The sequence below is a fragment of the Mesorhizobium sp. M0870 genome (assembly GCF_040319775.1).
Classification (GTDB): Bacteria; Pseudomonadota; Alphaproteobacteria; order Rhizobiales; family Rhizobiaceae; genus Mesorhizobium.
The window spans coordinates 12,384-35,044 of record NZ_JAMYOI010000009.1 but is presented as its reverse complement, the minus strand read 5'-3'; the positions used below and the strand labels follow the sequence as shown (position 1 = coordinate 35,044).

Genomic DNA, 22,661 nt, shown 5'->3' with positions numbered 1-22,661 from the left:
GCCGGGAAGTCAGCTCAGGCTTCAAACGGGTTTACCAGCTTCAGGTCAAGTCCGTCGAAGTCTCGAACGTTGCGGGTGGCAAGCGTGGCGTCGTGCACCTGGCAGATCGCAGCTATCATCGCGTCCTTGGTTTCGACAGGTCTGCCAGCGAGTCGTCTTGCCGCGGCAATGCGGCCATAGTGTTCTGCGGGCAGATCCCCAAAAACCAGGATCCGACCCGAAAATTCGCCCCGGATCCTCGAAATGCTTTGGAGAAGACCATCCCGCCGGATGGCCTCCTGAACGAGGTAGGCTCCGAAATAGAGCTCTGCAAAAACAATGGTGGAGAGGAAAAGGGTCGCAGGCTCTTGGCCATTCAACCAGTTGAGAACGTTTTTGCTCCGTTGCCGCGATAGCACGTCCGATATGACGTTGGTGTCCAGTATAATCATTTCGGTCAACGGAAATCAGGCGGCCCACGATCGGCCTCACTTCGCGACCTCGCTATTTCCTGAATCTCGTCGCTTGTGAAACGATCATCGCCGACGAGCGAATAGAGGCGATCGCCGACTTTTTCGGCGCCAGCAAATTGTGTTGCAAAACCCTTCTGTATCAAGACGACCGCTTCCTCCGAAAGGCTGCGCCTGTTCAGCCGCGCACTTTCCTCGAGACGCCGTTTCAATTCCGGATTGATCCCACGGATCAGCATGTCACCCATAGACACCTCCTACGTGATATCACTGATATCACAGCAAGTCGGTATTTTCAATCGAAGGTTCGTGAAGCTGAACCGCCGAGGCTGATCGGAGGGGCCGTGCTCCGACAGAGCATGCCCTATCCCACCAGCTTGCCCGGCGCTTTGTCCTTGGCGAGCTTCTTGAATTTCTTCACCACCATGTCGCGCTTCAGCTTCGAGATGTGGTCGATGAACAGGACGCCATTGAGGTGGTCGATCTCATGCTGCAGGCAGGTGGCCATCAGGCCCTCGGCCTCCATCTCCTGCAGCTTGCCGTCGCGGTCGAGATACTTGACCCGTACGGCGGCCGGGCGTTCGACCTCGGCGTAATAATCCGGGATCGACAGGCAGCCTTCCTCGTAGACGGAGCGCGCATCGGCGCTCTCCAGGATTTCCGGATTGATGAAGACATGCGGCGCCGGCGTCTCGTCTTCCTTGGCGAGATCGATCACCAGCAAGCGCAGCGGCTCGCCGATCTGGATTGCCGCCAGACCGATGCCCGGTGCGTCATACATGGTCGCCAGCATGTCGTCGGCTAATTTGCGCAGGGGCGCGTCGACACGCTCCACCGGTTGGGAAACCTGGCGCAGGATGGGGTCGGGAAGGATGATGAGCGGCTTGATCGGCATGGCGTTCCACGTAAGACCTCCAGCGAAAAGCGTCAACCGGTTGGCATGAGGCTCGTTCACGTTTTGATCTGTGCTATCGCGGCGAATCGTCTATGCTGTCCACATGAATGATTTGAGCACCATCCTTTCGGAGCCTGTCGCCCGGCTTGGCGCCACAACCATCACGCTCGGCCATGCGCTGGCCTTCGGCGCTTTGCTGTTTCTGGCCCTGTTCGTGGCGCTGGTCGTTGCGCTGTGGCGGTCGGCGAAGGCGCGCGCCGTGGCGGCTGCGGAAGCCGCCGATCATGCCCGCGATGCCGAGGCGCGGATGGCCGGAATTCTGCAAAGCCAGGCCGAAATGCAGGGTCGCATGGGCGCCATTGCGGAAGTGTTCGGCGCACGGCAGGCGGAGCTGACGCAATCGATCGGCCAGCGCCTGGACGCCATGACCGGCCGGCTCGGCCAGACCATGACCGAGCAGACGAAATCCACGCATGAGAGCCTGGCCAAGTTGCAGGAGCGGCTGGCTATCATCGATGTCGCGCAGGGCAACATCCAATCGCTCGCCGGCCAGGTCGTGCAGCTGCAGGCGATCCTCTCCAACAAGCAGACGCGCGGTGCTTTCGGCCAGTCGCGCATGGAGGCGATCGTTGCCGACGGCCTGCCGCATGGCGCCTATGAATTCCAGGCGACGCTGTCGAACGGCAGCCGTCCCGACTGCCTGGTGAAGATGCCGAACGGCGCGCCGTCGCTGGCCATCGACGCCAAGTTTCCGCTCGAGGCCTGGAATGCCATCCGCGCCGCCGACGGCGCCGACCTGCAGAAGGCCGCCTCGCAGGCCTTCCGCCGCGACATCGAGATCCATGTCCGCGATATCTCGGAAAAATACCTGATCCAGGGCGAGACGCAGGACACGGCCTTCATGTTCGTGCCGTCGGAATCGGTGTTCGCCGAGATCCACGAGAATTTCGAGGCGATCGTCCATAAGGCGCACCGTGCCCGAATCGTCATCGTCTCGCCGTCGCTGCTGATGCTGTCGATCCAGGTCATCCAGGCGATCCTCAAGGATGCCCGCATGCGCGAACAGGCGCATCTGATCCAGGGCGAGGTCATTCGGCTGATGGAGGATGTCGCGCGTGTCGATGAGCGGGTGCGCAAGCTGCAGGTCCATTTCGGCCAGTCGGCCAAGGACATCGACGACATCCTGGTTTCGACGTCGAAGGTCACCAAGCGCGGCCAGAAGATCGAAGCGCTGGAGTTCGGCGCGCAGCCCGACGGCGATGCCGCCGCGGACGCAGCGTCACGGGCTCCCGCCGCGAAAGTCGATACTGGCGCGCGCGTTGCCGATTCGAAAACCGGGCAGCTCAGGCTGAGGGTCGTCGAAGGCGACGACTGAGCAGCAGCGCCGGATCCGCCCTACTGCTCTTCCTTGGTCGTCATACCCGGGAATTCCGGCAACCAGGGCAGCGCCGAGCGGTGCCAGCTTTGCCGTCTCGGGACCAGCTGTTCACGTTGCCGCGCCGTGCCGACCCGGATGCCATAAACCTTCGGCCCGTCGCCAACCGATGTCGCGTAGAGATGCGAGCCGCACTCGCCGCAAAAGCCCTGCGCGCGCTTGTCGCCGCTCGATCCTGTCTTGATATAGACCTTTGGCGCACCCTTGGTGATCCGGTAGTGGCCTTCCGGCGCGCCCACGGTCACGCGAAAAGCCGTTCCGGTCAGTTGTTGGCAATCGGTGCAGTGGCAGATTCCGGTGTTCTCCGGGTCGACCTCCGCCTCGTAGGTGATGGCGCCACAATGGCAGCCGCCGTCGATTTTCATCTTCGCTCCTCCAAAGTCCCTTTAATCCTAGCGGGGGAAGACCGTGAGGCAATGGCGCAGCGCTAGTCCAGAGCCGGATCGGATGCGTTCTCGATCAGCCTGCGCCGCTGCTCCCAGGTGCCTGACGTCTGCGGCTTGACGAACAGCCGTGTGATCTCCGGCATCTCCTTCTTCAGCTGCGCCTCCAGGCGCTCGACGCAAGCTTCGATCTCGGGCGCCGTCAAATGGTCCTCGAACTCGATGCTCAGGCCGGCGACGATCTCTGCCGGCCCCATATGGACGGTCAGGACGCCGTTCGCCCGCTGCACCGCCGGATCCTGCTGGGCGATCGCCAGCACCTTCATCTGCACCTCGAGAGAGGCCGGCTCGCCGATCAGCAGGCCCTTGCTTTCGCGGGCCAGGAAGATTGCCGTCGCGCCCAGGATCAGCCCAATGCCGATGGAGGCGGCGCCGTCGAGTTCCGGCATCCCCAGAACTTCCGCCGCCAGGATGCCGGCGAACGCGACGATCAGGCCGAGAAGTGCTGCGCTGTCCTCGAACAGCACGGTGTAGACGCTCGGGTCCTTGCTCGACTGCACCGCCCGCAGCCAGCCCTGCTTGCCCTTCTGCTGGCGGAACTCTTTCAGCGCCACCCACCACGAACTGCCTTCGAACAGGAAGGAAAGGCCGAGCACGATGTAGGTCACCTCGGCGTTGGCGACCGGCTCCGGCGCCATCATATGGATCACGCCTTCGTAGAACGACACGCCGGCGCCCAGCGCGAAGACGAGGAGCGCGACGATGAAGCTCCAGAAGTAGAGTTCCCGGCCGTGACCGAGGGGATGCGTCCGGTCGGCCGGGCGGGCGGCACGGTGCATGCCGTAGAGCAGCAGGCCGCCATTGCCGGTATCGACCAGCGAATGCACGCCCTCCGACAGCATCGCCGAACTGCCGGTAAAGGCGGCGGCGGCGAACTTGGTCAGCGCGATGGCGAAATTGCCGGCGAGCGCCGCGTAGATCACCTTTTTTGAGCCGCCGTGCCCGGCCATGGTGCTGTCCCCATTCGATGCACACCCAGTCTAATGGTCAGATGGAAGAAGCTCCACAGCCACCACAACGTGTGAACCGCTGGCTCGTTCAAAAACGGCGGTCGTTAAAGAGGTCTGTCGTTAGAGACTGGTAGGCAGAACGACTACTCGATGATCTCGCTGGTCCACACCTTGAAGCCGGCAAGCGTTCCCGGCCCGAATATATGGGTCAACGGAACGTCGGCGGCGTCGCGGCCGGAGGCGATCAGGATGCGGCCGATGCGCGGTGCATTGTTGCGCGGGTCGAAGACATGCCAGCGGCCGCCGAGATAGACTTCCATCCAGGCGCAGAAATCCATGCTCGCCCATGGTTTCGGCATACCGATGTCGCTGATGTAGCCGGTGCAATAGCGCGTCGGGATGTTGAGTGCCCGGCAGAAGGTGACCGCGAGATGCGCATAGTCGCGGCACACGCCGCTCTGTTCGCGATAGGCTTCCGCGGCGGTGCGTGTCGGCCGAGCATTGCCGTAGTTGAAGACGATGTGATTGTGGACGAAGTCGCAGACCGCCTGCACGCGCGGAATGCCCAGCGGCGTGTTGCCGAACAGCCGCCACGCTTCATCAGCCAGAAGGTCGCTTTCGCAAAAACGGCTGGGCAGCAGAAACAGCAGCGTGTCCGCCGGCAGATCGCGCACCTCGTGCTGCCAGGCCATCAGGTCGCCCATCTCGAAAGTGCCGGGATCGCGGATCACCGCGTCGGTGCCGAAGGTGAAACGCCCGGGTGGCGCGACGAACCGGTTGCACCAGTTGCCGAAACTGTCGCGATAGCTTTCGATCGGCACCGGCGGGTTGGAGATCAGGAAATCCGGCCGCTCGAGATCGGAGGCACGCGAATAGTGGACATTCAGCATTGCGATGAGCGGCGTTTCCTGCGGAAAGTCGAAGCTCATCTCGCAGCCGATGTGAATTCGCATTGTCGTCCTGACGGCCTGCCTGACGATCACCGGGCGGAGGCACGGGTTGATGCTGCAGTGCGAAGACAACCATGGCATGGACCGCCATGGTTTACGAGCAAATTAGAAACCGGTTGAAAGCGAGCCGCTGACGGCGGCAGCAGTCGCTAACCCCTTGCAGTCCGGCGGTTCTCTTGTTTCACTTCGCTTCCCACATCAGGAGGAACGAATCATGGCTAAAGGTGCGATGAAGGCAGGCAAGGAAGCCCGCAAGCCGAAGAAGGACGCCAAGAAGCCCGCCCCGGCTCCGGCCCTGAAGGCGCCGCCGGTGAAGGCGATGAAGCTCAAGGACAAGTAAGTCCGGCCGATTTGCTTCGAAATGGGATTGCGACCGGCAGCGCTGTTGCCGGTCGTTGTTGATCGAGCGCTCGAAATTCCTATCTTGGCGTGGCGGGGACGACCTCGCGCTTCCCCAAAATCCGGACGGGACGACCCGCCATTGTTTGACTGATCGTCGGACGCCGAAAATCGCTTTTCGGCCCGATGCTCTGATGGAGCGTTGTCGATGTCGTGGATTCTTCTCTTTTTCGCCGGCCTGTTCGAGATCGGCTGGGCAATCGGCCTCAAATACACCGATGGCTTCTCGAAGCTGGTGCCGACCGTGCTGACCGTTGCCTCGATGGTCGTCAGCCTCACTCTGCTCGGCCTGGCGCTGAAGGCGCTGCCCGTCGGCACCGCCTATGCGGTGTGGACCGGCATCGGCACCGTCGGTACGGCACTGCTCGGCATCTGGCTGCTCGGCGAACCAGCCACCGCGATCAGGCTGGCCTGCATTGCGCTCATTGTCTGCGGCATCATGGGATTGAAGTTCGCCGCCTGACCGATAGCGCTTCTTGTTTTATGCATGTCGTCCTCCCAAAACCGGGACCACTTATGGGCGACATGCATGGGACAAACACAATCAGGGCCGCTGCGAGGCGACCCTGGTTCTCGAAGCCGATTGCTTCGTAGCCTGGAGGCTAGCGGGCCGAGAAGCCCGGCGGCGTCCTGCCGGTGCGCTGCTTGCGTGCCGCATAACGCGCGTCACGCTTGGCCTTGCGCTCGGCTTCATCGGCCAGAAAACGGGCGATGCGCTCGTTCTCTTCGGATTCCCGAATCTTGGCCTCAGCCTGTGCAGCTTCCTCGGCGGCGATACGTGCCGCTTCGGCTGCTGCCTCGCGCTCGGCCTTCTCGACCGCTTCGCGTGCCAGCTTCTCCTGCTTCAGCCGGGCCTTTTCGGCCTCGCGGATTTCGCGAGCCGCAAGGATAGCCTTGCGTTCAGCCTGCCGCGCCAGCACTGCGGGATCATCCGCCGCCGGCTTTGCCTTGAAGCGCTCGAGGAGCGCCTTCTTTGCCTCGTTTGCGGCGTTGCGCCGCTCGAAAACGTCTTTTTCCCTGTAGATAGCCAAGTCCACTTCCCTGAAGTCAATTCGCGACGCTTACATACGCGCGAAAACCGAGAGTTCAAGCGCCAAAACGGCATGGCAGCCATGAAATTGTCGGCTGTTGCAGCCGGGAGACGCCTTTGGAGCAATTCCAGGAGAAGTGTGAAGCGGTTTTCCCGGGAAAAGCGCGCAGCGCTTTCCCTTGGGAATTGCGACGAAGAGATAGAGTCGAAAACGACATGCACTGTTCACCGTCGCCCCTCTGGCAGCGAGGTTGGCGGATGGCTACGTCTAGCGGCAAATTCCAACATCAGGATGACATTAGATGGAACTCGGTCTCTACACCTTCGCCGACGTCAGCCCGCAGCCGGGCCCCGGCGCAATCGGCCCGCATGAGCGGCTGCGCAACCTGATCGAGGAGGTCGAACTGGCCGACCAGGTCGGCCTCGACGTCTTCGGCCTCGGCGAGCATCACCGGCCCGACTATGCCGCCTCCGCACCGGTCGTGGCCTTGGCCGCGGCGGCCGAGCGTTCGAAGCGCATCAAGCTGACCAGCGCGGTCACCGTTCTGTCCTCCGACGACCCGGTGCGCGTTTTCCAGCAATTCGCCACGCTCGATCTTCTGTCGGGCGGCCGCGCCGAGATCATGGCCGGGCGCGGCTCGTTCATCGAATCCTTCCCGCTGTTCGGTTACAACCTCGAGGATTATGACGAGCTGTTCGCCGAAAAGCTCGATCTGCTGCTTGCCATCCGCGACAGCGTGAAGGTCACCTGGTCGGGCAATCTGCGCGCGCCGATCAACGATCGCGGCGTTTATCCCCGGCCCTTCCAGGACAGGCTGCCGGTCTGGATCGCCATTGGCGGCACGCCGCAGTCTGCCGCCCGCGCTGGCGCGCTCGGCCTGCCGCTGGCGCTCGCCATCATTGGCGGCGAGCCGGCGCGTTTCGCGCCGCTGTTCGATCTCTACCGCGAAGCCGCCAAGCGCGCCGGTAGTGATCTGGCGGGCCTCGCCACCAGCATCAACGTGCACGGCTTCATCGCAGAGACGACCGAGCAGGCGGCCGACGATTTTTACCGCCCGCAGGCGGAGGTGATGAACCGCATCGGCCGCGAGCGCGGCTGGGGTCCGACATCCCAAGCGCATTTCGACCAGTCGCGCGGCCCGAACGGGGCCTTGTTCGTCGGCGGCCCCGAGCAAGTGGCTGAGAAGATCGTCGCCCAGCACAAGATCTTCAAAAACGACCGCTTCCTGCTGCAGATGGCGATCGGCACCATGCCGCATGCCAAGATCATGAAGGCGATCGAACTCTACGGCACCAGGGTGGCGCCAATCGTACGCAAGGAAACAGCCAAGGCTGAGCCGGCACCGGCAGCGCCGGTCGCCTGACCCGGAGTCCGGTGCGAGCGGCCTCATTCCGGAAGCCGGCTCATGGAACCTGCGCCCATAACTCTGCGTTCATGCAGGCAATAGCCGATCGCCGAGGGCGCCGGCTCGAGGGTGAGCATGAAAACCGAACCCGCTGCCTTGGCTCACGCCGTCGCCGACGAATCGGATTCGCGCGTTGCGGCCCGCGCCGACACGCATCTGATGCGTTCGCTGCTCGTCGGCATTTTCCTGTTCATGGCCATCTATGCGCTCTACTTCGCTCGCGCTTTCTTCATGCCGGTCATTCTGGCTTTCCTGCTGGCGCTGACGCTGACGCCGATCGTTAGGCTCCTGCGCAGGCACGGCATCTCCGAAGTGATTTCGGCGACCCTTCTGGTGCTGGTGTCGATCTGCATCTTTGCCAGCGTAGGCTACCTGCTCAGCGGACCGATCATCGACCTCATCAACAACACCTCTTCGATAGGCCAGCAACTTGCCGAACGGCTGGCACAATTGCGCCGCCCGCTCGAGAAGATCATGCAGATTTCGCATCAGATCGAACAGCTGACCCAGACTTCGCAGGAGCCGGGCATTCAGAGGGTGGCGGTGGCGCAGTCCGGCATCCTGTCGGCGGCCGCCAGCAACATCCTGTCGGCGGGAACAGGCCTGACCATCATCTTCGTGCTGTCGCTGTTCCTGCTCGCCTCCGGCACGATGTTTTATGAAAAGATCATCCAGTCCTTCGCCCGCCTCAGCGAAAAGAAACGGGCGCTGCGCGTCGTCTATGACGTCGAGCGCGAAATCTCGCACTATCTGCTCACCGTCACCATCATCAATGCCGGCCTTGGCACAGTCATCGCTCTCGGTCTGTGGGCGCTTGGCATGCCCAATCCGCTGGTCTGGGGAGCCGCCGCGGCGTTGCTCAACTTCTTGCCCTATGTCGGAGCGCTGATCACCATTGCGCTTGTCACGGTCATGGCGTTGATCAGCTTCGATACCATCTTCTACGCGCTTCTGGCGCCGGCCTTCGTGATCTTGTGCGACATCGTCGAAGGCCAGTTCGTGACGCCGATGGTGGTCGGCCGGCGCCTGGAGATCAACGCCGTGGCGATCTTGATCGCCATCGCCTTCTGGTCATGGCTGTGGGGCTTCGTCGGCGCCCTGATGGCGGTGCCGCTGCTGGTCGTCATCAAGGTATTCTGCGATCATTTCGACGGGCTTAGCCATGTCGGCAATTTTCTCTCCGCGCAGCACGCGGTTGTCGTCGAGGAGGACGACATCGCCGACCCCGAAGCTGTCAAAGGCTGATCAATATTTTTGAATTTGCGGCGCCGCCGGATGCTTCCTACATGCGGTCCTGACACAGGATCCCACCCATGACCGCTCTTTCCGTTCTCGACCTGTCGCCGATCGTCGAAGGCAGCGATGCCTCGCAGTCGCTGGCCAACTCGCTCGATCTTGCCCGCCATGCCGAGCGCCTGGGCTACAAGCGTTTCTGGCTGGCCGAGCATCACAACATGCCGGGTATCGCCAGCGCGGCCACAGCCGTCGTCATTGCCCATGTCGCCGGCGGCACCAAGACCATTCGCGTCGGCGCCGGCGGTATCATGCTGCCCAACCATTCGCCGCTTGTGATTGCCGAGCAGTTCGGCACGCTGGCCGCCTTGCATCCGGGCCGCATCGATCTCGGCATCGGCCGGGCGCCCGGCACCGACATGGGCACCGCCCGTGCCTTGCGCCGCAATCTCGAGGCCGGGGTCGACAATTTCCCTCAGGATGTCGTCGAGCTGATGGGCTATTTCCAGCCGGCTGAGGAAGGCCAGCGTATCCGCGCCGTGCCCGGCGAAGGCCAGGACGTGCCGGTCTGGATTCTTGGCTCCAGCCTCTACGGCGCGCAGCTCGCCGCCATGCTCGGCCTGCCCTACGCCTTCGCTTCGCATTTCGCGCCGGCGGAGCTGGATCACGCGCTGGATGTCTACCGCTCGCGCTTCCAGCCGTCCGAGCAGCTCGACAAGCCGCATGTCATGCTTGGCCTCAATGTCTTCGCCGCGCCCACCGATGCGGAGGCCCGTTTGTTGTTCACCTCGCTGCAACAGGCTTTCGTCAATCTGCGCACCGGTCGGGCCGGCCGGCTGCCGCCACCTGTCGAGAACTATGACCGCGATCTCGATCCCATGGCAAAGACAATGCTCGGCCAGGCATTGTCCTGCGCCGTCGTAGGCTCCCCGGAAACGGTGCGGCAAGGCATCGATGCCTTCGTGCGCCGCACCGGCGCCGACGAACTGATGGTCACCGCGCAGATTTTTGATCATGCGGCGCGGGTGCGATCGTTCGAGATCCTGGCCGAGGCGCACAAATCCCTGTCGCAGGCGGCCTGACAACTCCTGGTACGAATATACGCTGGCGAAAGACTACGCGCTTACGCTCTGCGCCATCGCCCCGAGCGGGCGGCATGAATTGCGGATCATCAGCCTACCCTTGAGCAAAAGCTTGCGCGGCGGCGCGTCCCTGTTGCCGGCGAGACGGTCGAGAAGCAGATTGGCCGCCTGTTCTCCGATCGCCTGCACCGGCTGGGCCACCGTGGTCAACTGCGGCTGGAACACGTCGGACCATGGAAAGTCGTCGAAGCAGGCGACCGAAATGTCTTCCGGGCAGGACAGGCCGATGTCGCGGATCGCCTTCATGGTGCCGATCACCATCGGGTTGTTGGCCGAGAAGATAGCACTTGGCCGATCATGCGAGGAAAGCATCTGCATGGTTTCGGTATAGCCGTCGATCTCATGGAAATTGCCGAAGCGGATCAGTTCTTCGGCGATCGGCAGGCCGGCGGCGTGAAGCGCCTCGCGATATCCTGCCATGCGGTCATGCATCGGCGAGATGTCCGAGGTGCCGGTGATGTAACCGATGCGCCGGTGGCCGAGATTGATCAGATAGGTGATGGCGTCGAACACCGCGCGCTGGTTGTCCAGCACCACGGCATCGGTGTCGACGCCTTTGCAGATACGATCGAGCAGCACGACCGGCACGTTGGCGTCGTCGACGATCCGCTTGAGGATCGCGCCGTCGCCGACGCGCGCCACGATCAGCCCGTCGACCATGCGGTCGAGCAGCAGCCTGATCTGGTCGTCCTGGGTGTTCAAATCCTCGTCCGTGCAGCACAGCATGACGGCATAGCCGGCCCGGTCGAAGGCCTGCTGGATGACCGAGACGACATCGGTGAAGAACGGGTTGGTGATGTGCGGCACGGTCAGTCCGATGGTGCGGGTCGTGCCCATCTTCAGGCTGCGGGCGATCGCGTTGCGCTTGTAGCCGATATCGCGGATCGCCTGCTCGATGCGCTGGCTAAGCTCCGGGCTGACCGTCGCCGTGCCATTGATCAGCGCCGAAACGGTGGCGACAGAAACACGCGCCGCTTCAGCCACATGAAGCATGGTGGGCGCGGTGGATTTGCGGTGTCTTTTTTGCCCTGACGCTGTCATTTTCGAAACGTTTCGCCACCCCTTGCTGGCCAACACGTACGGAATCCTGTCCTTTTAAGCAAGAATCGAAATTGCATCAAACGTCCGGCACCTTATATCGGCTTGACTTGATCGAAACGTTTAGATTAGCGTTTGCGGGAAATTGACGACGACGGAAGGGAGGCCGCCATTGTCATGCAAGAGAGCAATTCCCTGTCCCCGGAGCACGGTGCGGCTGATCGGTCGGACACCGTTCTGAGTGCCGAGCGCATTTCCAAGAGCTTCGGCGGCATCGCCGCGCTTGTCGATGTCGGCTTTGAGCTGCGTCGCGGCGAGGTTCATGCCTTGATGGGCGAGAACGGCGCCGGCAAGTCGACGCTGATGAAGATCCTCTCCGGCGTCTATACCGGCTATGACGGCACGGTCAGCGTCGATGGCCGCCCGGTCAGCTTCGGCGGCGTGCGCGACGCCGAGGATGCCGGCATCGCCATCATTCATCAGGAGCTCAACCTGGTGCCCGAACTCAGCGTCGCCGACAACATCTTCCTCGGCCGCGAGAAGCTGATCGCGGGCCTGATCGTCGACCGCAAGGCGAGCAGCCGCGCGGCGGGCACATTGTTGCAGCGGCTCGGCATCGAACTCGATCCGCAAGCCCGCGTCGGCGCCCTGCGTGTCGGCGAGCAGCAACTGGTCGAGATCGCCAAGGCACTGTCTATGTCGGCACGCATCCTGATCATGGACGAGCCGACCTCGGCGCTGTCGCCGGCCGAATGCCAGCGGCTGTTCCGCATCATCCGCCAGCTTGTCGACAGCGGTGTCGCCATCGTCTACATCTCGCACCGCATCGACGAGGTCATGCATCTGGCCGGCCGCGTCACCGTGTTTCGCGACGGACGCCATGTGCTGACCGAGCCGATGGCCAGGCTCGACGAAGATGCGATCATTTCGGCGATGGTCGGCCGCAACCTGCTTGCTTCCTCCCAGGAAGAGCGCAACACCACTGGCATGACCGTGCTTTCGGTCGAAAACCTGTCGCTGTCGAAGCCCGATGCGCATGGCTGGCGCACGGTGATCGACGGCGTCGGCTTCGATCTTGCCGCTGGAGAAATCCTTGGCATTGGCGGGCTGCTGGGTTCGGGCCGCACCGAGATCCTGGAAGCGATCTTCGGTTCGAGCGATGGCCGCACCGGCGGCGAAATCCGTATCGACGGCCAGCGCATGGATATCCGTTCGCCGCGCGATGCAAGGCGGCTGGGCATCGCGCTGGTGACCGAGGATCGCAAGACGCAAGGGTTGCATCTGCAGGCTTCGATCGCGGACAATGTCGCGCTGCCGCTGGTCGGCTCGCTGGCCCGCTTCGGCATCCGCTCGCTGGCCGGCGAGCAGGGGCTGGCGCGGCAGGCGGTCGAGGCCCTCGGCATCCGCTGCCGGGACATCGATCAGCCCGCCGGTACGTTGTCGGGCGGCAACCAGCAGAAGGTCGTCATCGGCAAGTGGCTGGCAACCAGGCCAAGGGTGCTGCTGCTCGACGAGCCGACGCGCGGCATCGATGTCGGCGCCAAGCGCGAGATCTACGACCTGATCTTCAGGCTGGCGCGCGACGGCCTCGCCATCGCCGTCATCAGCTCCGAACTGCCGGAGCTGCTGCACCTCTCCGACCGCATCCTGGTGATGGCCGATGGCCGCCAGACAGGCATTCTTTCCCGCGACGCGGCCAGTGAGGAGGCCATCATGCGCCTCGCCGCCCCGCGCCGGACCATATCGAGACCAGCCGCATGACTGCCCTGAAACTCCTGTCCCGAACCAAGCTCTATTGGGGCCTGATCGCCATCTTCCTGATCGGCGTGCTCGGCTCGCCGATGAGCTCGAAGGGCAACAACATCTTCCTCTCCTACGGCAATCTGCTCGATGTGCTGCGCCAGGTGTCGACCACCGGCCTGATCGCCACCGGCATGACGGCTGTGATCATCACCGGCGGCATCGATCTCTCCGTCGGCTCGCTGATGGCTATCTGCTCGGTGGTCTGCGCCATGCTGCTGACGGTTCCAGGCGTGACACCAGGCGTCGTGCTGGGCGTGCCGACCGTCGCTTTGGTGGCGCTTTGCCTCGGTTTCGTCGTCACCCGCTTCATTTTCCAGAACCTGGCAAAGTCCCGCGCCGGCGCCGATCTCCTCCGCGAGATCAGGCTGGACGGGATTCGTGGGGTGGTCACGCCCGCCGTCGTCGGCGTGGTCCTGTGCTGCCTGTCGCTGTGGTTTCTGCTGCCGCAGATCGAGCCGAAATTCGGCGTGTTCGGCGTGCTGCTGGTGGCGCCATGCGTCGGCCTGCTGTTCGGCGCGCTCAACGGCTTCATCATCGTTGCCGGGCGCCTGCAGCCCTTCATCGTCACCTTGGCGATGATGGTGACGGCGCTCGGCATCGCCCGGCTGACCGCCGGCCAGAACAATGCCGTGCTGCCGGTCTATACCGGCTCCAACGCGACCGCCGATTTCGAGATCCTGCGCTCGCTGGTGTTCGGCATCATCCCGATGCCGGGCCTGTTCTTCCTCGGCGCCATCCTGATCTATGGCGCGGTGCTGCGCTTCACGCCGTTCGGCCGCTATGTCTACGCCATCGGTGGCAACGAGGAGGCGGCGCGCCTCTCCGGCATCGCCGCCGGCCGCGTCAAGATCGCTACCTATGCTGTCTCCGGGCTGCTCGCCGGCATCGCCGCCGTGCTCTATGTCGCACAGTACCGGCAAGGCAAGCCGGATGCCGGCGCCGGGCTGGAGCTCGATGCCATCGCCGCCGTGGTCATCGGCGGCACCAGTCTGATGGGCGGGCGCGGCAGCCTCGTCGGCACTTTCTGCGGCGTGCTGATCTTCGGCCTGCTCTCCAACATCCTGCAGCTCCACAACATCAATTCGAACCTTCAGCTGGTGCTGAAGGGGATGATCATCATCGGCACCGTGCTCGTGCAGGAGCGCAATGCCGGTGATCTCCTGGCCTATCTGCGCCTGCCCGGCGGGCAATCGGCGCACAAGGAAACGGCCGCGGCAAAGCGGCCGTCGCAAGAGACACCGTCTCTCAATCTCGGAGGAAACAAAAAATGAAACGACGTGACATGCTGAAGCTTGCCGCCCTGACCGCGGCGCTGCTGACCACCACCGCGCTTCTGACCACCGGCAATGCCTTCGCCCAGGACAAAAAGTGGAAGATCGGCTTCTCGCAGGTGACGACCATCGAGCCCTGGCGCGCGCAGTTCAACAAGGACATCCTGGCCGAAGCCGCCAAGCATCCCGAGGTCGAACTGATCATCACCGACGGCGAGGACAAGACCGAAAAGCAGGTCGCCGATGTCGAGAACCTGATCCGCCAGGAGGTCGATGCGCTGTTGGTGTCACCGAAGGAATCTGCCGGCCTGACCGGCGTCGTGCAGCAGGCGATCGACGCCAAGATCCCGGTCTTCGTGCTCGACCGCAATGTCGACACCAAGGACTACACGCAGTTCGTCGGCGGCGACAACGCGCTGATCGGTCGCGCGGCCGGCGAATATGCCGTCGAACTGCTTGGCGGCAAGGGCAAGGCTTCAGGCAACGTCGTCGAGATCTGGGGCGGCATGGGCACCCAGCCGGCGCATGACCGCCACGACGGCTTCCACGAATTCACCGACAAGGAGCCGGGCATCAAATATCTGCTCGACCAGCAGTCGGGCGACTGGAAGCAGGACCAAGCCTATAATCTGATGGCCAACGCGCTGAAGAGCAACGAGAAGATCGATCTCGTTTACGGCCACAACGATCCGATGGCCTATGGTGCCTATCTCGCCGCCAAGGATGTCGGCCGCGAAAAGGACATCAAGTTCATCGGCATCGACGGCCTGCCCAACGAAGGCGTGCAGATGGTCAACAAGGGCGAGCTGACAGCCACCTTCACCTATGTCACTCCCGGTGCCGAAGGCCTGCGCCAGGCGATCAAGTTCCTCAACGGCGAGAAGGTCGAAAAGACCATCACTCTGCCGACCGAGAAGATCACCAAGGAAAACGCCGCCCAGGTGCTGAAGGACAACGGCCTCTGAGCCAAGCTTCCTGCCGGGTGCCTTTTTGGCGCCCGGCGGTCTAAGCCAGCTTCACCAGCAGCTTCATGAAGGTGGCGATCTCCTTGGCGGAGAGCGGCGCCAGCGTCTCCTGGGTGATCTCGCGCGCCAGCGGGATCAGGCGCTCGATCGCATGGCGGCCTGCCGCGGTCAGATTGACCAGAAGCCGTCTTTTGTCGACCTCGTGCCTGGAAAGCTCGACCAGGCCGCGCGCCTTCAGCCGGTCGATGACGCCCTTGACCGTCGCCGCATCCATGGCGATCAGCGTGCCGAGCTGGTTCTGCGAGGTCTCGCCGACGTCCCGCAGCTTGGCAAGTGCTGCAAATTGCGGCGGCGTCAGGTCGCCGATATGCGCGGCAAAGATCGCGACATGGCGCTGATGCGCCTTGCGCAGGATGAAGCCGACCTGCTCCTGCAGGAGGTAATCCTGGTCGTCCGGGGTCTCGACCTCGACCAGCTTGAGCAGATTGTCCTCGCCGCTCACCGCAAGCCATCCCAGGCTTTGATGTCATCGGCCGCGAGACCACCCATGCGATCGTGGATGCGGGGGCCACAGGTCATGGCGAGGCAGAACAGGATCTCGTCGGGGCGCGGACCATCGGACATGCCGACTTCCATGGCGTCGAAATGGCTGCGCACATAGGCTGCGTTGATGTGGCCGAGCGGCACGTCGAGCTTCGAACCGAAAGCGCCGACCTTCTTGGCCGACGGCACGATCGCCTTGGCGTCGCCGAGCCGCTCGCGCATGGCGTAGCCGCCGGGCACATGCCACAGCGCACCGTGCTCCAACTCGCCCGCCGCGCCGACAATGGCGCCTTTGCCGTAGCCGTCGATCTGCTTGACGTCGCCGCCGAGCGCCGCGATCAGCCGGTCGGCGAGCAGCAAGCCGAGCGGCTTGAGATCGTCCATGGCGCTCTGCAGCTCCTCGACATAGCGCCCGGCGAACGGATTTTTCACGAGCGCCATGGCGGCGGCGCGGCGGCGCGGCACCTGGGCCACCGGCCCGCCCTCGTGAAAGATCTCTTCGATCAGCACCGCGATCTTGCGGATTGGAAACTCAGGCATGGGCAACTTCCTCCCTCGAACTTTTGTTGGGCGCGGCAAGCGCAACCGAGCCACTGATGCGGGCCTCACCGCCAAGAAACAGCGCCGATCCGGCAATCAGGCCGCGCCGGCGAAAATCTTCGGCGACGGCAAGGCCATTGTCCAGCGCCCGCGCCACTTCGCCAAGGGCAAGCGTGCTGACACCATGTGTCACCAGGCGCGCGCCGAGATCGCTGTCGGGCGACAATTCATGTGCGGGAATGCGCTTGATGGCGGGATTGCCGGGCAGGTCCACCGCGTTGGCAATGAGGGTCGCTGCCGCATCTGCCTCGGCGCCGGTCCGCGCGAGCACGGTGACGGCGTCGGCAATGCCAAGCGAGAAGGAGCGGCCGCGCCAGCCGCTGGTGGCAACGCCACGAACGCCATCTTCCGCGCGGATCGTGATCCGGTCGGCCATGCCGTTGCCGGTGCCGGCGACCGCCAATCCCATCGACTGTCCCCTGCCGATATGGATTGCGCAGTCGCCACCGTTGTTGACATAGGCGCGATCGAGCTTGCGACCCTCAAGCAATGCGGCGAGCATTTCGTCGGCTACCGATCCCGCGACGGCGGCCATCGGTGTTATGAAGCATTCCGCCAGGGGCATGACGGCTGCCTCCATGCGGCGCGCCGTCGGGCCGGCGAATGTGCGCGGCGCCAGGAAAAACGCCGGCAGCCGCAATTCGGGGAGTTCCTCGACCAGCTCCATCAGGATCGTCTGGAACCGCGCTACGGCTTGTTCATAGGCTCGGCGGCATTCATCCGCCTCACCAAAAACCTCGACGATCAGGTCGATCGGCCCGTGGTTGAGATGCAGCCGCCTGCCGTCCTGCAGCCAATGGGCTTGCGGACCTTGCATCACCCGGCCCCGTTCGGGCCGGCACGACGTAGCTGCGCGAGTGGCGGCCATGGATTGTTGGCTTCGGCGCCGGTGCCGCGGCGCGGATTCAGGTACTCACCGCCTTTTGCGACAATGTCCTCGACGCTGCGTATCTCGGCCTCGTAGCCGCCGAGCCTGACATAGTCGTCGCGGCGCAGCGTGAACTCGATCGGGGCCACCAGCGCCGGCGTCGGCACATAGCCGAAGGCGCCTTCCGGCACTCGTGTGACATCGACCATCAGCGTGATGCCGCCGCCCGGCCAAACATAGACCGGCGCGCCGCCGACCGTCACATAGGTCTTCAGGCCCTGAACCGAGCGGGTGAGATTGACCGGGTTTTCGGTGACGCCGGCCCGCAGCGAACCGCCGGCACCGCCGATGAACAGCACCGTGCACAAAGCCGGCTCGCAATTGTCCTCGATCAGGCCGACCGACTTTTGCAGCCGTTCGGGGAAAGGTTTTTGCACCGGTTTCAGCTCGTCATCGAGCTCGTAATAGGCGAACTGCTCGCCGGTGGTCGACACCATCAGCAGCGACAGACCCGGCCGCGCGCCTTTCTTGGCGTTCCACTCGCCGAGGATCGACAGTGGGTCGGAAATGCTGGTGCCGCCCCAGCCGAGACCGGGTTCGGAGACCTTGAAATAGCGGCCCGGCGTCGAACGGCGACCAATGATCTTGATGCCCGTATCCTGCCAGCCCAGAACCTTGCCAGCCTGGTGCTCGGAAACGACGCCGGTGATGTGGTCGTCGACCACCACCACCTCGTCGACCAGGCCGCGCCATTGCGTGGCGAACATGCCGATGGTCGCCGAGCCGCAGCCGACGCGCATGCGGTGTTCCTGCTTGCCGTCGATGACAGGCGCCTTGCCGGCTTCGACTGTTATGGTGGCGCCGCCGTCGATGGCCAGTTCCACCGGCTTGCGGTTGCACAGATTGAGCAGAGCGTCGCAGGTGGCGCGGCCCTCGGCCTTGGAGCCGCCGGTCAGGTGATGCACACCGCCCAGCGACAGCATCTGCGAGCCATATTCTCCCGTCGTGACATGGCCGATCGCTTCGCCTTGCGATCGCACGACAGCCGTTTCGGGTCCGATATGACGGTCGGTGTCGATCTTCACCTTGACGCCGCAATACGAAAAAATGCCTTCGGTGACCACGGTCACGAGATCGACGCCTTCGACTTCCTGGCTGACGATGAACGGGGCCGGCTTGTAGTCGGGATAGGTGGTGCCGGCGCCGATTGCCGTGACGAAGCGGCGGCCGGTGTTGACCAGTTCGCCGTCCCAGGCCTCGCCTTCGGCAATGAACGGCACGATTGCCGCGCCGGTCTCGGCCGCATGGTCGAGGATCGTCAGCGGGTCCATCCGCACGATCCTGCCGCCGACATTGCCGTAGCGGTCGCAGGCGCCCGTGCGCCCATCCGCGATGTAGCACATCACCGGACAGGCATCGCAGCGGATCTTCTCCGCCACCAGCTTCTCGCCGGGATCATGGGTTTCGAAGCGTTCGGCAAGCTCGCTCATCGGCGTGCCTCCTTTTCGCGGATGCCATCTTTTTCGCGGATGCCAGCGCGGATACGCGTCGGCGTCGCCGGTATCTTGGTGACCAGGACGCCGGTGGCGTGGCGGATGGCATTGAGGATTGCCGGTGCCGTCGGGATCAGCACATGCTCGCCCAAACCCTTGGCACCGAAGGGTCCTTCCGGGTCCGGAACTTCAATGAGAATGGTCTCGATCGGCGGCACGTCGCCAATGGTCGGGATGAGATAGTCGTGCAGATTCTCGGTGCGGCCGGGGATGTACTCTTCCATCAGCGCCATGCCGATGCCTTGCGCGATACCGCCTTCGATCTGGCCCTCGGCCAGCAGCGGGTTGATCGCCTTGCCGACATCGTGCGCGGCGGTGATTTTCAGCAGCTTCACCGTGCCGAGCTTGAGGTCGACCTCCAGTTCGGCGATCTGCGCGCCATAGCCGTAAACGGCATAGGGCTTGCCCTGTCCTTTGGCATCGAGCGGCAGTGTCGGCGGATCGTAGGTCTCCTCAGCACGGAAGACGAAGCCTTCGGTATCCACATCCAATGTCGCGAGATCGATGCGGCGCGTGGCTTCGCCTTCGCGGATGACGATCGCGGGGCCGTCGAGTTGCAGGGCTGCGTTTTCGGAAACATTGGCAAATCGCAGGATCTTTTCGCGCAAGGCGCGGCCGGCCTTTTCGGCTGCCTTGCCGGTGACGAAAGTCTGGCGCGAGGCCGAGGTCTTGCCGGCGTCGGGAGTGATGGCTGTGTCGGCGCTCTTCAGTTGGAATTTCTCCAACGGCAGGCCGAGAGCGTCGGCGCAGATCTGGGTGATGACGGTGTTGGAACCCTGGCCGATATCGACGGCGCCCTGGTGCAGGATGACCGCGCCGTCGGCCGCGATGCCGACCCGGATTGTCGACGGGTTGGGCAGCGAGGTGTTGCCGCAGCCATACCAGCAGGACGCGACGCCAACGCCGCGCTTTCTATCCCTGTTGGCACTGTTGAATGCATCCGCATCAGCCGTCGCGCGCACCCAATGCGGCTGCAGCGATTCGAGGCATTCGGCAATGCCGACGCCGGACTCCAGAAGCTGCCCGGTAACCGTTTCGGAACCGTTCCGAAGGCAGTTCCTTAAGCGGAAGTCGAGCCGGTCCATGCCGAGTTTGCCGGCCAGCTCGTCATAGAGCGTCTCCTGCATGATCGTCGCCTGCGGCACGCCGAAGCCGCGGAAGGCACCGGAAATTGGCCCATGCGTGTGAATGGCGCGGCCTTCGGCGCGGTAATTCGGCGTCGCGTAGGGTCCGGAGGCGTGCACCGGCACGCGGTTGGCCACGGTAGGGCCCCAGCTTGCATAGGCGCCGGTGTTGAAGTCACCTTCGAAGATCATGCCGGTGACAAGGCCGTCGGCATCGGCGCCGATGGTCGCTTTCATCCCGGCCGGATGGCGCTTGGTGGTCGACATCATCGATTCGTTGCGGGTGTAGGCGAGTGCCGCCGGCCGCCCCGTCTTCAGCGCCACCAGGCCGATCAGCGGCTGCAACGAAACGTCGAGTTTGGAACCGAAACCGCCGCCGGTCGCGGTCGGCACGATGCGCACCTTGTCGACGGCAAGGCCGAGCACCTTCGCCGTCTCGTCGCGGTCCATATAGGGCGCCTGGGTGCAGGCGACGACGACCAGCGTGTCGCCGTCCAGATAGGCATAGCCGGCTTCCGGTTCGATATAGGCGTGCTCGACATAGGAGGTGTCGATGGCGCCGGACACGGTGAACGCAGCGCCGGCAAGCGCCGTCTCGGGGTCGCCGCGTTCGACCAGGCCGGAGGTGAGCAGGTTCGCCGGCCGACTTTCATGGATCAGCGCCGCACCTTCGGCCTGCGCTTCGGCGGGTTGCAGAAAATGCGGCAGTTCGCTCCAGCGGATAGGACAATCCGACAGGTCGAGATCGAGGATCGCCTCGCGCTCGCCGGCGACCAGCGCCACCGCCTCGCCGCGAAGACGAGTAAAACCTTCGGCCAGCGCCGGCTGGTCGGCGAATGGGCCGATAGCGCCGAAACAGTTTTTTCCCGGAATGTCGGCGGCGGTGAAGACCCCGGCGATGCCAGGATGCTGTTTCGCCCAGCCGTCGAGGTCGCCGAAGGCGAAAGCGGCGTGATAATGCGGCGAGCGGACCACCAGCACGGCCAGCGCATCGGCGGGGAAGGAATCGCCGCCGAATTTCTCAGCCCCGGTGACCTTCGGCACGCCGTCGAGTCGGATCGGCGAGGAGCCGATCGCGTGGCCGGATGGAGGCAAGCGGAAATCCAGGCTTACTGCCTGCACGGAGGCATCCATCACCGCGGCAATGATCTTCCGGTAGCCGGTGCAGCGGCACAGAATTCCGCCGAGCGCGTCCTGTACCTCGACCTCGGTGGGGCTCGCCTTCTTCTCCAGCAACGCCGTCGCCGCAACCAACAGGGCGGGCGTGCAGATCCCGCACTGCGCGGCGCCGTAGGCGAGGAAAGAGGCCTGCAACGCCGACAGCCGGCCGTTGGAAAGCCCTTCGACTGTCGTCACCGATGCGCCGGCAGCGGAAGCCGCCGGCATCAGGCAGGCGCAGACGGGATCGCCGTCGACCAGCACCGTACAGGCGCCGCAATCGCCGGCATCGCAGCCGACCTTGGTGCCGGTCAGCCCCAGTTCGTCGCGCAGCACCAGAGACAGCCGGCGCAGCGGCGGCACATTGACCGAGACGGCGGCGCCGTTGACCTCGAAGACGATATCGGCGCGCGCAGCGCCGAAGCCTGGCTGGGCACTGCTCGGATCGGGCAAGGCTTCACGCGCGTCAGGCTGAATTTGGCTCATGCCGCCACCTCTTCGCCAGTCGTCCGGCCCACAGCCGCGAGCACGGCGCGGGCAACAATCTCGCGCACCGCATCGAGCCGGTATTCGGCGCTGCCGCGCACATCGGCGATCGGCGACAGTTCGCTCATCGGCGCGGACAGGACCGCAAAGGCAAGTCCGCCATCCGCCGGCAGCCCGCACAACGCGGCTTCGACGCCGGCCAGCCGCCTGGCCACCACCGAGCAGGAGCCGGCGGCGACCGCCGCTTGCCGGACAAGGCCGTTTTCGACGACCAGACGTGCCGCCACCATGGCAATGGAAATGACGAGATAACGGCGCGCGCCGAGCTTGACGAAAGCCGACATGCCCGTAGCAGCGGGTCTCGGCACGCGGATGGCCGTGACCATCTCACCGGGCAGCAGAGCCGTTCGGCGGTTGCCGAGAATGAAGTCCTGCAGCGGCAGGTGCCGCGTGGCTGCCACCGAGCGCAGCTCGACCTCGGCATCGAGGACGAGCAGGGCAGGCACACCGTCGGCGGCCGGCGACGCGTTGCAGACATTGCCGGCGACCGAGGCGACGTTCTGGATCTGCACCGAGCCGACCTCGCGCGCCGCCTGTTTCAAGGCATCGAAGGCCGGCGGCAAGGGGTGGCGGACGATGTCGGTCCAGGTCGTGCGCGCGCCTATGACGAAATGGTCGCTCGTCTCGGCAATGCCGCGCAGCGAACCCAGGCCGTTAATGTCGAGAACATTGTCGCGGAAGGGTTTGCTGCCCTGTGCCGGATAGAAATCGGTGCCGCCGGCAAGGATGCGCCAGGCGCCCTCGCCAAGCAAAGCGAGCGCTTCGTCGACCGAGGTGGGTTTCGCGTAACGGATCACGCTTTGCCTTCCAGAAAAGGAACTTTCCGAATCCGGTATTTCCGGCGTTCAAGCCGAGAAATT

23 protein-coding genes are annotated in these 22,661 nt (G+C 64.0%); 9 read left to right on the top strand and 14 right to left on the bottom strand.

Features of this window, described 5'->3' with window-relative positions:
- Positions 1-14: 14 nt before the first annotated feature.
- The 3 genes from NKH97_RS13055 to def all read right to left on the bottom strand — a co-directional run bounded on the left by NKH97_RS13055 (position 15) and on the right by def (position 1,344).
- A complete protein-coding gene (locus NKH97_RS13055; protein ID WP_023810758.1) occupies positions 15-431 on the bottom strand; it encodes a type II toxin-antitoxin system VapC family toxin in 417 nt (138 codons plus the stop codon).
- A 5-nt stretch (positions 432-436) separates the two neighbouring features.
- A complete protein-coding gene (locus tag NKH97_RS13050) occupies positions 437-697 on the bottom strand; it encodes a hypothetical protein (protein WP_023810757.1) in 261 nt (86 codons plus the stop codon).
- 116 nt (positions 698-813) lie between these two features.
- Positions 814-1,344, bottom strand: a complete 531-nt coding sequence (gene def / locus NKH97_RS13045; RefSeq protein WP_023810756.1) for a peptide deformylase — start codon at positions 1,342-1,344, stop codon at positions 814-816.
- 103 nt (positions 1,345-1,447) lie between these two features.
- On the opposite strand from def, the gene NKH97_RS13040 reads away from it, so the two are divergent.
- Positions 1,448-2,719: a DNA recombination protein RmuC gene (locus tag NKH97_RS13040; RefSeq protein ID WP_128304190.1), complete on the top strand. Its 1,272-nt coding sequence runs from the start codon at positions 1,448-1,450 to the stop codon at positions 2,717-2,719.
- A 20-nt stretch (positions 2,720-2,739) separates the two neighbouring features.
- On the opposite strand, the gene NKH97_RS13035 is transcribed toward NKH97_RS13040, so the two are convergent.
- The 3 genes from NKH97_RS13035 to NKH97_RS13025 form a co-directional block, all read right to left on the bottom strand.
- Entirely contained in the window at positions 2,740-3,144 is a 405-nt protein-coding gene (locus NKH97_RS13035; protein ID WP_023810754.1) for a GFA family protein, read from the bottom strand.
- Positions 3,145-3,206: 62 nt separating this feature from the next.
- Entirely contained in the window at positions 3,207-4,172 is a 966-nt protein-coding gene (locus tag NKH97_RS13030; RefSeq protein WP_352793370.1) for a cation diffusion facilitator family transporter, read from the bottom strand.
- Positions 4,173-4,315: 143 nt separating this feature from the next.
- Entirely contained in the window at positions 4,316-5,125 is an 810-nt protein-coding gene (locus NKH97_RS13025; RefSeq protein WP_023810752.1) for a transglutaminase-like domain-containing protein, read from the bottom strand.
- 211 nt (positions 5,126-5,336) lie between these two features.
- Between NKH97_RS13025 and NKH97_RS13020 the strand changes: the two genes are divergently transcribed.
- Both NKH97_RS13020 and sugE read left to right on the top strand, forming a co-directional pair.
- Positions 5,337-5,462, top strand: coding sequence for a hypothetical protein (locus tag NKH97_RS13020; RefSeq protein WP_013528464.1), 126 nt, complete (start codon positions 5,337-5,339; stop codon positions 5,460-5,462).
- 207 nt (positions 5,463-5,669) lie between these two features.
- Positions 5,670-5,984, top strand: coding sequence for a quaternary ammonium compound efflux SMR transporter SugE (gene sugE / locus NKH97_RS13015; protein WP_013528463.1), 315 nt, complete (start codon positions 5,670-5,672; stop codon positions 5,982-5,984).
- A gap of 139 nt (positions 5,985-6,123) precedes the next feature.
- On the opposite strand, the gene NKH97_RS13010 is transcribed toward sugE, so the two are convergent.
- A complete protein-coding gene (locus tag NKH97_RS13010) occupies positions 6,124-6,552 on the bottom strand; it encodes a DUF6481 family protein (RefSeq protein ID WP_023761392.1) in 429 nt (142 codons plus the stop codon).
- Between the two features lie 301 nt (positions 6,553-6,853).
- Here NKH97_RS13010 and NKH97_RS13005 point away from each other — a divergent pair, with 301 nt between their 5' ends.
- The 3 genes from NKH97_RS13005 (at position 6,854) to NKH97_RS12995 (ending at position 10,272) form a co-directional block, all read left to right on the top strand.
- The gene (locus NKH97_RS13005; RefSeq protein WP_352797169.1) at positions 6,854-7,915 is read left to right on the top strand and encodes an LLM class flavin-dependent oxidoreductase; all 1,062 of its coding nucleotides are present in this window, start codon (positions 6,854-6,856) and stop codon (positions 7,913-7,915) included.
- Between the two features lie 117 nt (positions 7,916-8,032).
- Positions 8,033-9,202: an AI-2E family transporter gene (locus NKH97_RS13000; protein ID WP_023810749.1), complete on the top strand. Its 1,170-nt coding sequence runs from the start codon at positions 8,033-8,035 to the stop codon at positions 9,200-9,202.
- 68 nt (positions 9,203-9,270) lie between these two features.
- On the top strand, positions 9,271-10,272 hold the full coding sequence (locus tag NKH97_RS12995) for an LLM class flavin-dependent oxidoreductase (protein ID WP_023810748.1): 1,002 nt from the start codon (positions 9,271-9,273) through the stop codon (positions 10,270-10,272).
- A gap of 33 nt (positions 10,273-10,305) precedes the next feature.
- Here the strand turns inward: NKH97_RS12995 and NKH97_RS12990 are convergent, their stop codons facing one another.
- Entirely contained in the window at positions 10,306-11,325 is a 1,020-nt protein-coding gene (locus NKH97_RS12990) for a LacI family DNA-binding transcriptional regulator (protein WP_352673003.1), read from the bottom strand.
- 222 nt (positions 11,326-11,547) lie between these two features.
- Here NKH97_RS12990 and NKH97_RS12985 point away from each other — a divergent pair, with 222 nt between their 5' ends.
- The 3 genes from NKH97_RS12985 to NKH97_RS12975 are packed head-to-tail and all read left to right on the top strand — an operon-like array spanning position 11,548 to position 15,409.
- Entirely contained in the window at positions 11,548-13,131 is a 1,584-nt protein-coding gene (locus tag NKH97_RS12985) for a sugar ABC transporter ATP-binding protein (protein ID WP_352797164.1), read from the top strand.
- A complete protein-coding gene (locus tag NKH97_RS12980; RefSeq protein ID WP_352797161.1) occupies positions 13,128-14,444 on the top strand; it encodes an ABC transporter permease in 1,317 nt (438 codons plus the stop codon). The genes NKH97_RS12985 and NKH97_RS12980 overlap by 4 nt, the downstream gene beginning before the upstream one ends.
- The gene (locus NKH97_RS12975) at positions 14,441-15,409 is read left to right on the top strand and encodes a substrate-binding domain-containing protein (RefSeq protein WP_352730413.1); all 969 of its coding nucleotides are present in this window, start codon (positions 14,441-14,443) and stop codon (positions 15,407-15,409) included. Before NKH97_RS12980 ends, NKH97_RS12975 begins: the two co-directional genes overlap by 4 nt.
- Positions 15,410-15,449: 40 nt before the next feature.
- Here NKH97_RS12975 and NKH97_RS12970 read toward each other — a convergent pair whose 3' ends face one another.
- The 6 genes from NKH97_RS12970 to NKH97_RS12945 are packed head-to-tail and all read right to left on the bottom strand — an operon-like array spanning position 15,450 to position 22,598.
- On the bottom strand, positions 15,450-15,911 hold the full coding sequence (locus tag NKH97_RS12970; RefSeq protein ID WP_352775435.1) for a MarR family winged helix-turn-helix transcriptional regulator: 462 nt from the start codon (positions 15,909-15,911) through the stop codon (positions 15,450-15,452).
- A complete protein-coding gene (locus tag NKH97_RS12965) occupies positions 15,908-16,492 on the bottom strand; it encodes an amino acid synthesis family protein (RefSeq protein ID WP_352775432.1) in 585 nt (194 codons plus the stop codon). Before NKH97_RS12965 ends, NKH97_RS12970 begins: the two co-directional genes overlap by 4 nt.
- Complete coding sequence (locus tag NKH97_RS12960) at positions 16,485-17,369, bottom strand: UPF0280 family protein (RefSeq protein ID WP_352797156.1); 885 nt, start codon at positions 17,367-17,369, stop codon at positions 16,485-16,487. Before NKH97_RS12960 ends, NKH97_RS12965 begins: the two co-directional genes overlap by 8 nt.
- Positions 17,369-18,910, bottom strand: coding sequence for a 6-hydroxynicotinate reductase (locus NKH97_RS12955; RefSeq protein WP_352440582.1), 1,542 nt, complete (start codon positions 18,908-18,910; stop codon positions 17,369-17,371). Before NKH97_RS12955 ends, NKH97_RS12960 begins: the two co-directional genes overlap by 1 nt.
- Positions 18,907-21,741, bottom strand: coding sequence for a molybdopterin-dependent oxidoreductase (locus tag NKH97_RS12950; RefSeq protein WP_352797152.1), 2,835 nt, complete (start codon positions 21,739-21,741; stop codon positions 18,907-18,909). Before NKH97_RS12950 ends, NKH97_RS12955 begins: the two co-directional genes overlap by 4 nt.
- A complete protein-coding gene (locus NKH97_RS12945; protein ID WP_128304201.1) occupies positions 21,738-22,598 on the bottom strand; it encodes an FAD binding domain-containing protein in 861 nt (286 codons plus the stop codon). Before NKH97_RS12945 ends, NKH97_RS12950 begins: the two co-directional genes overlap by 4 nt.
- Positions 22,599-22,661: the final 63 nt, after the last annotated feature.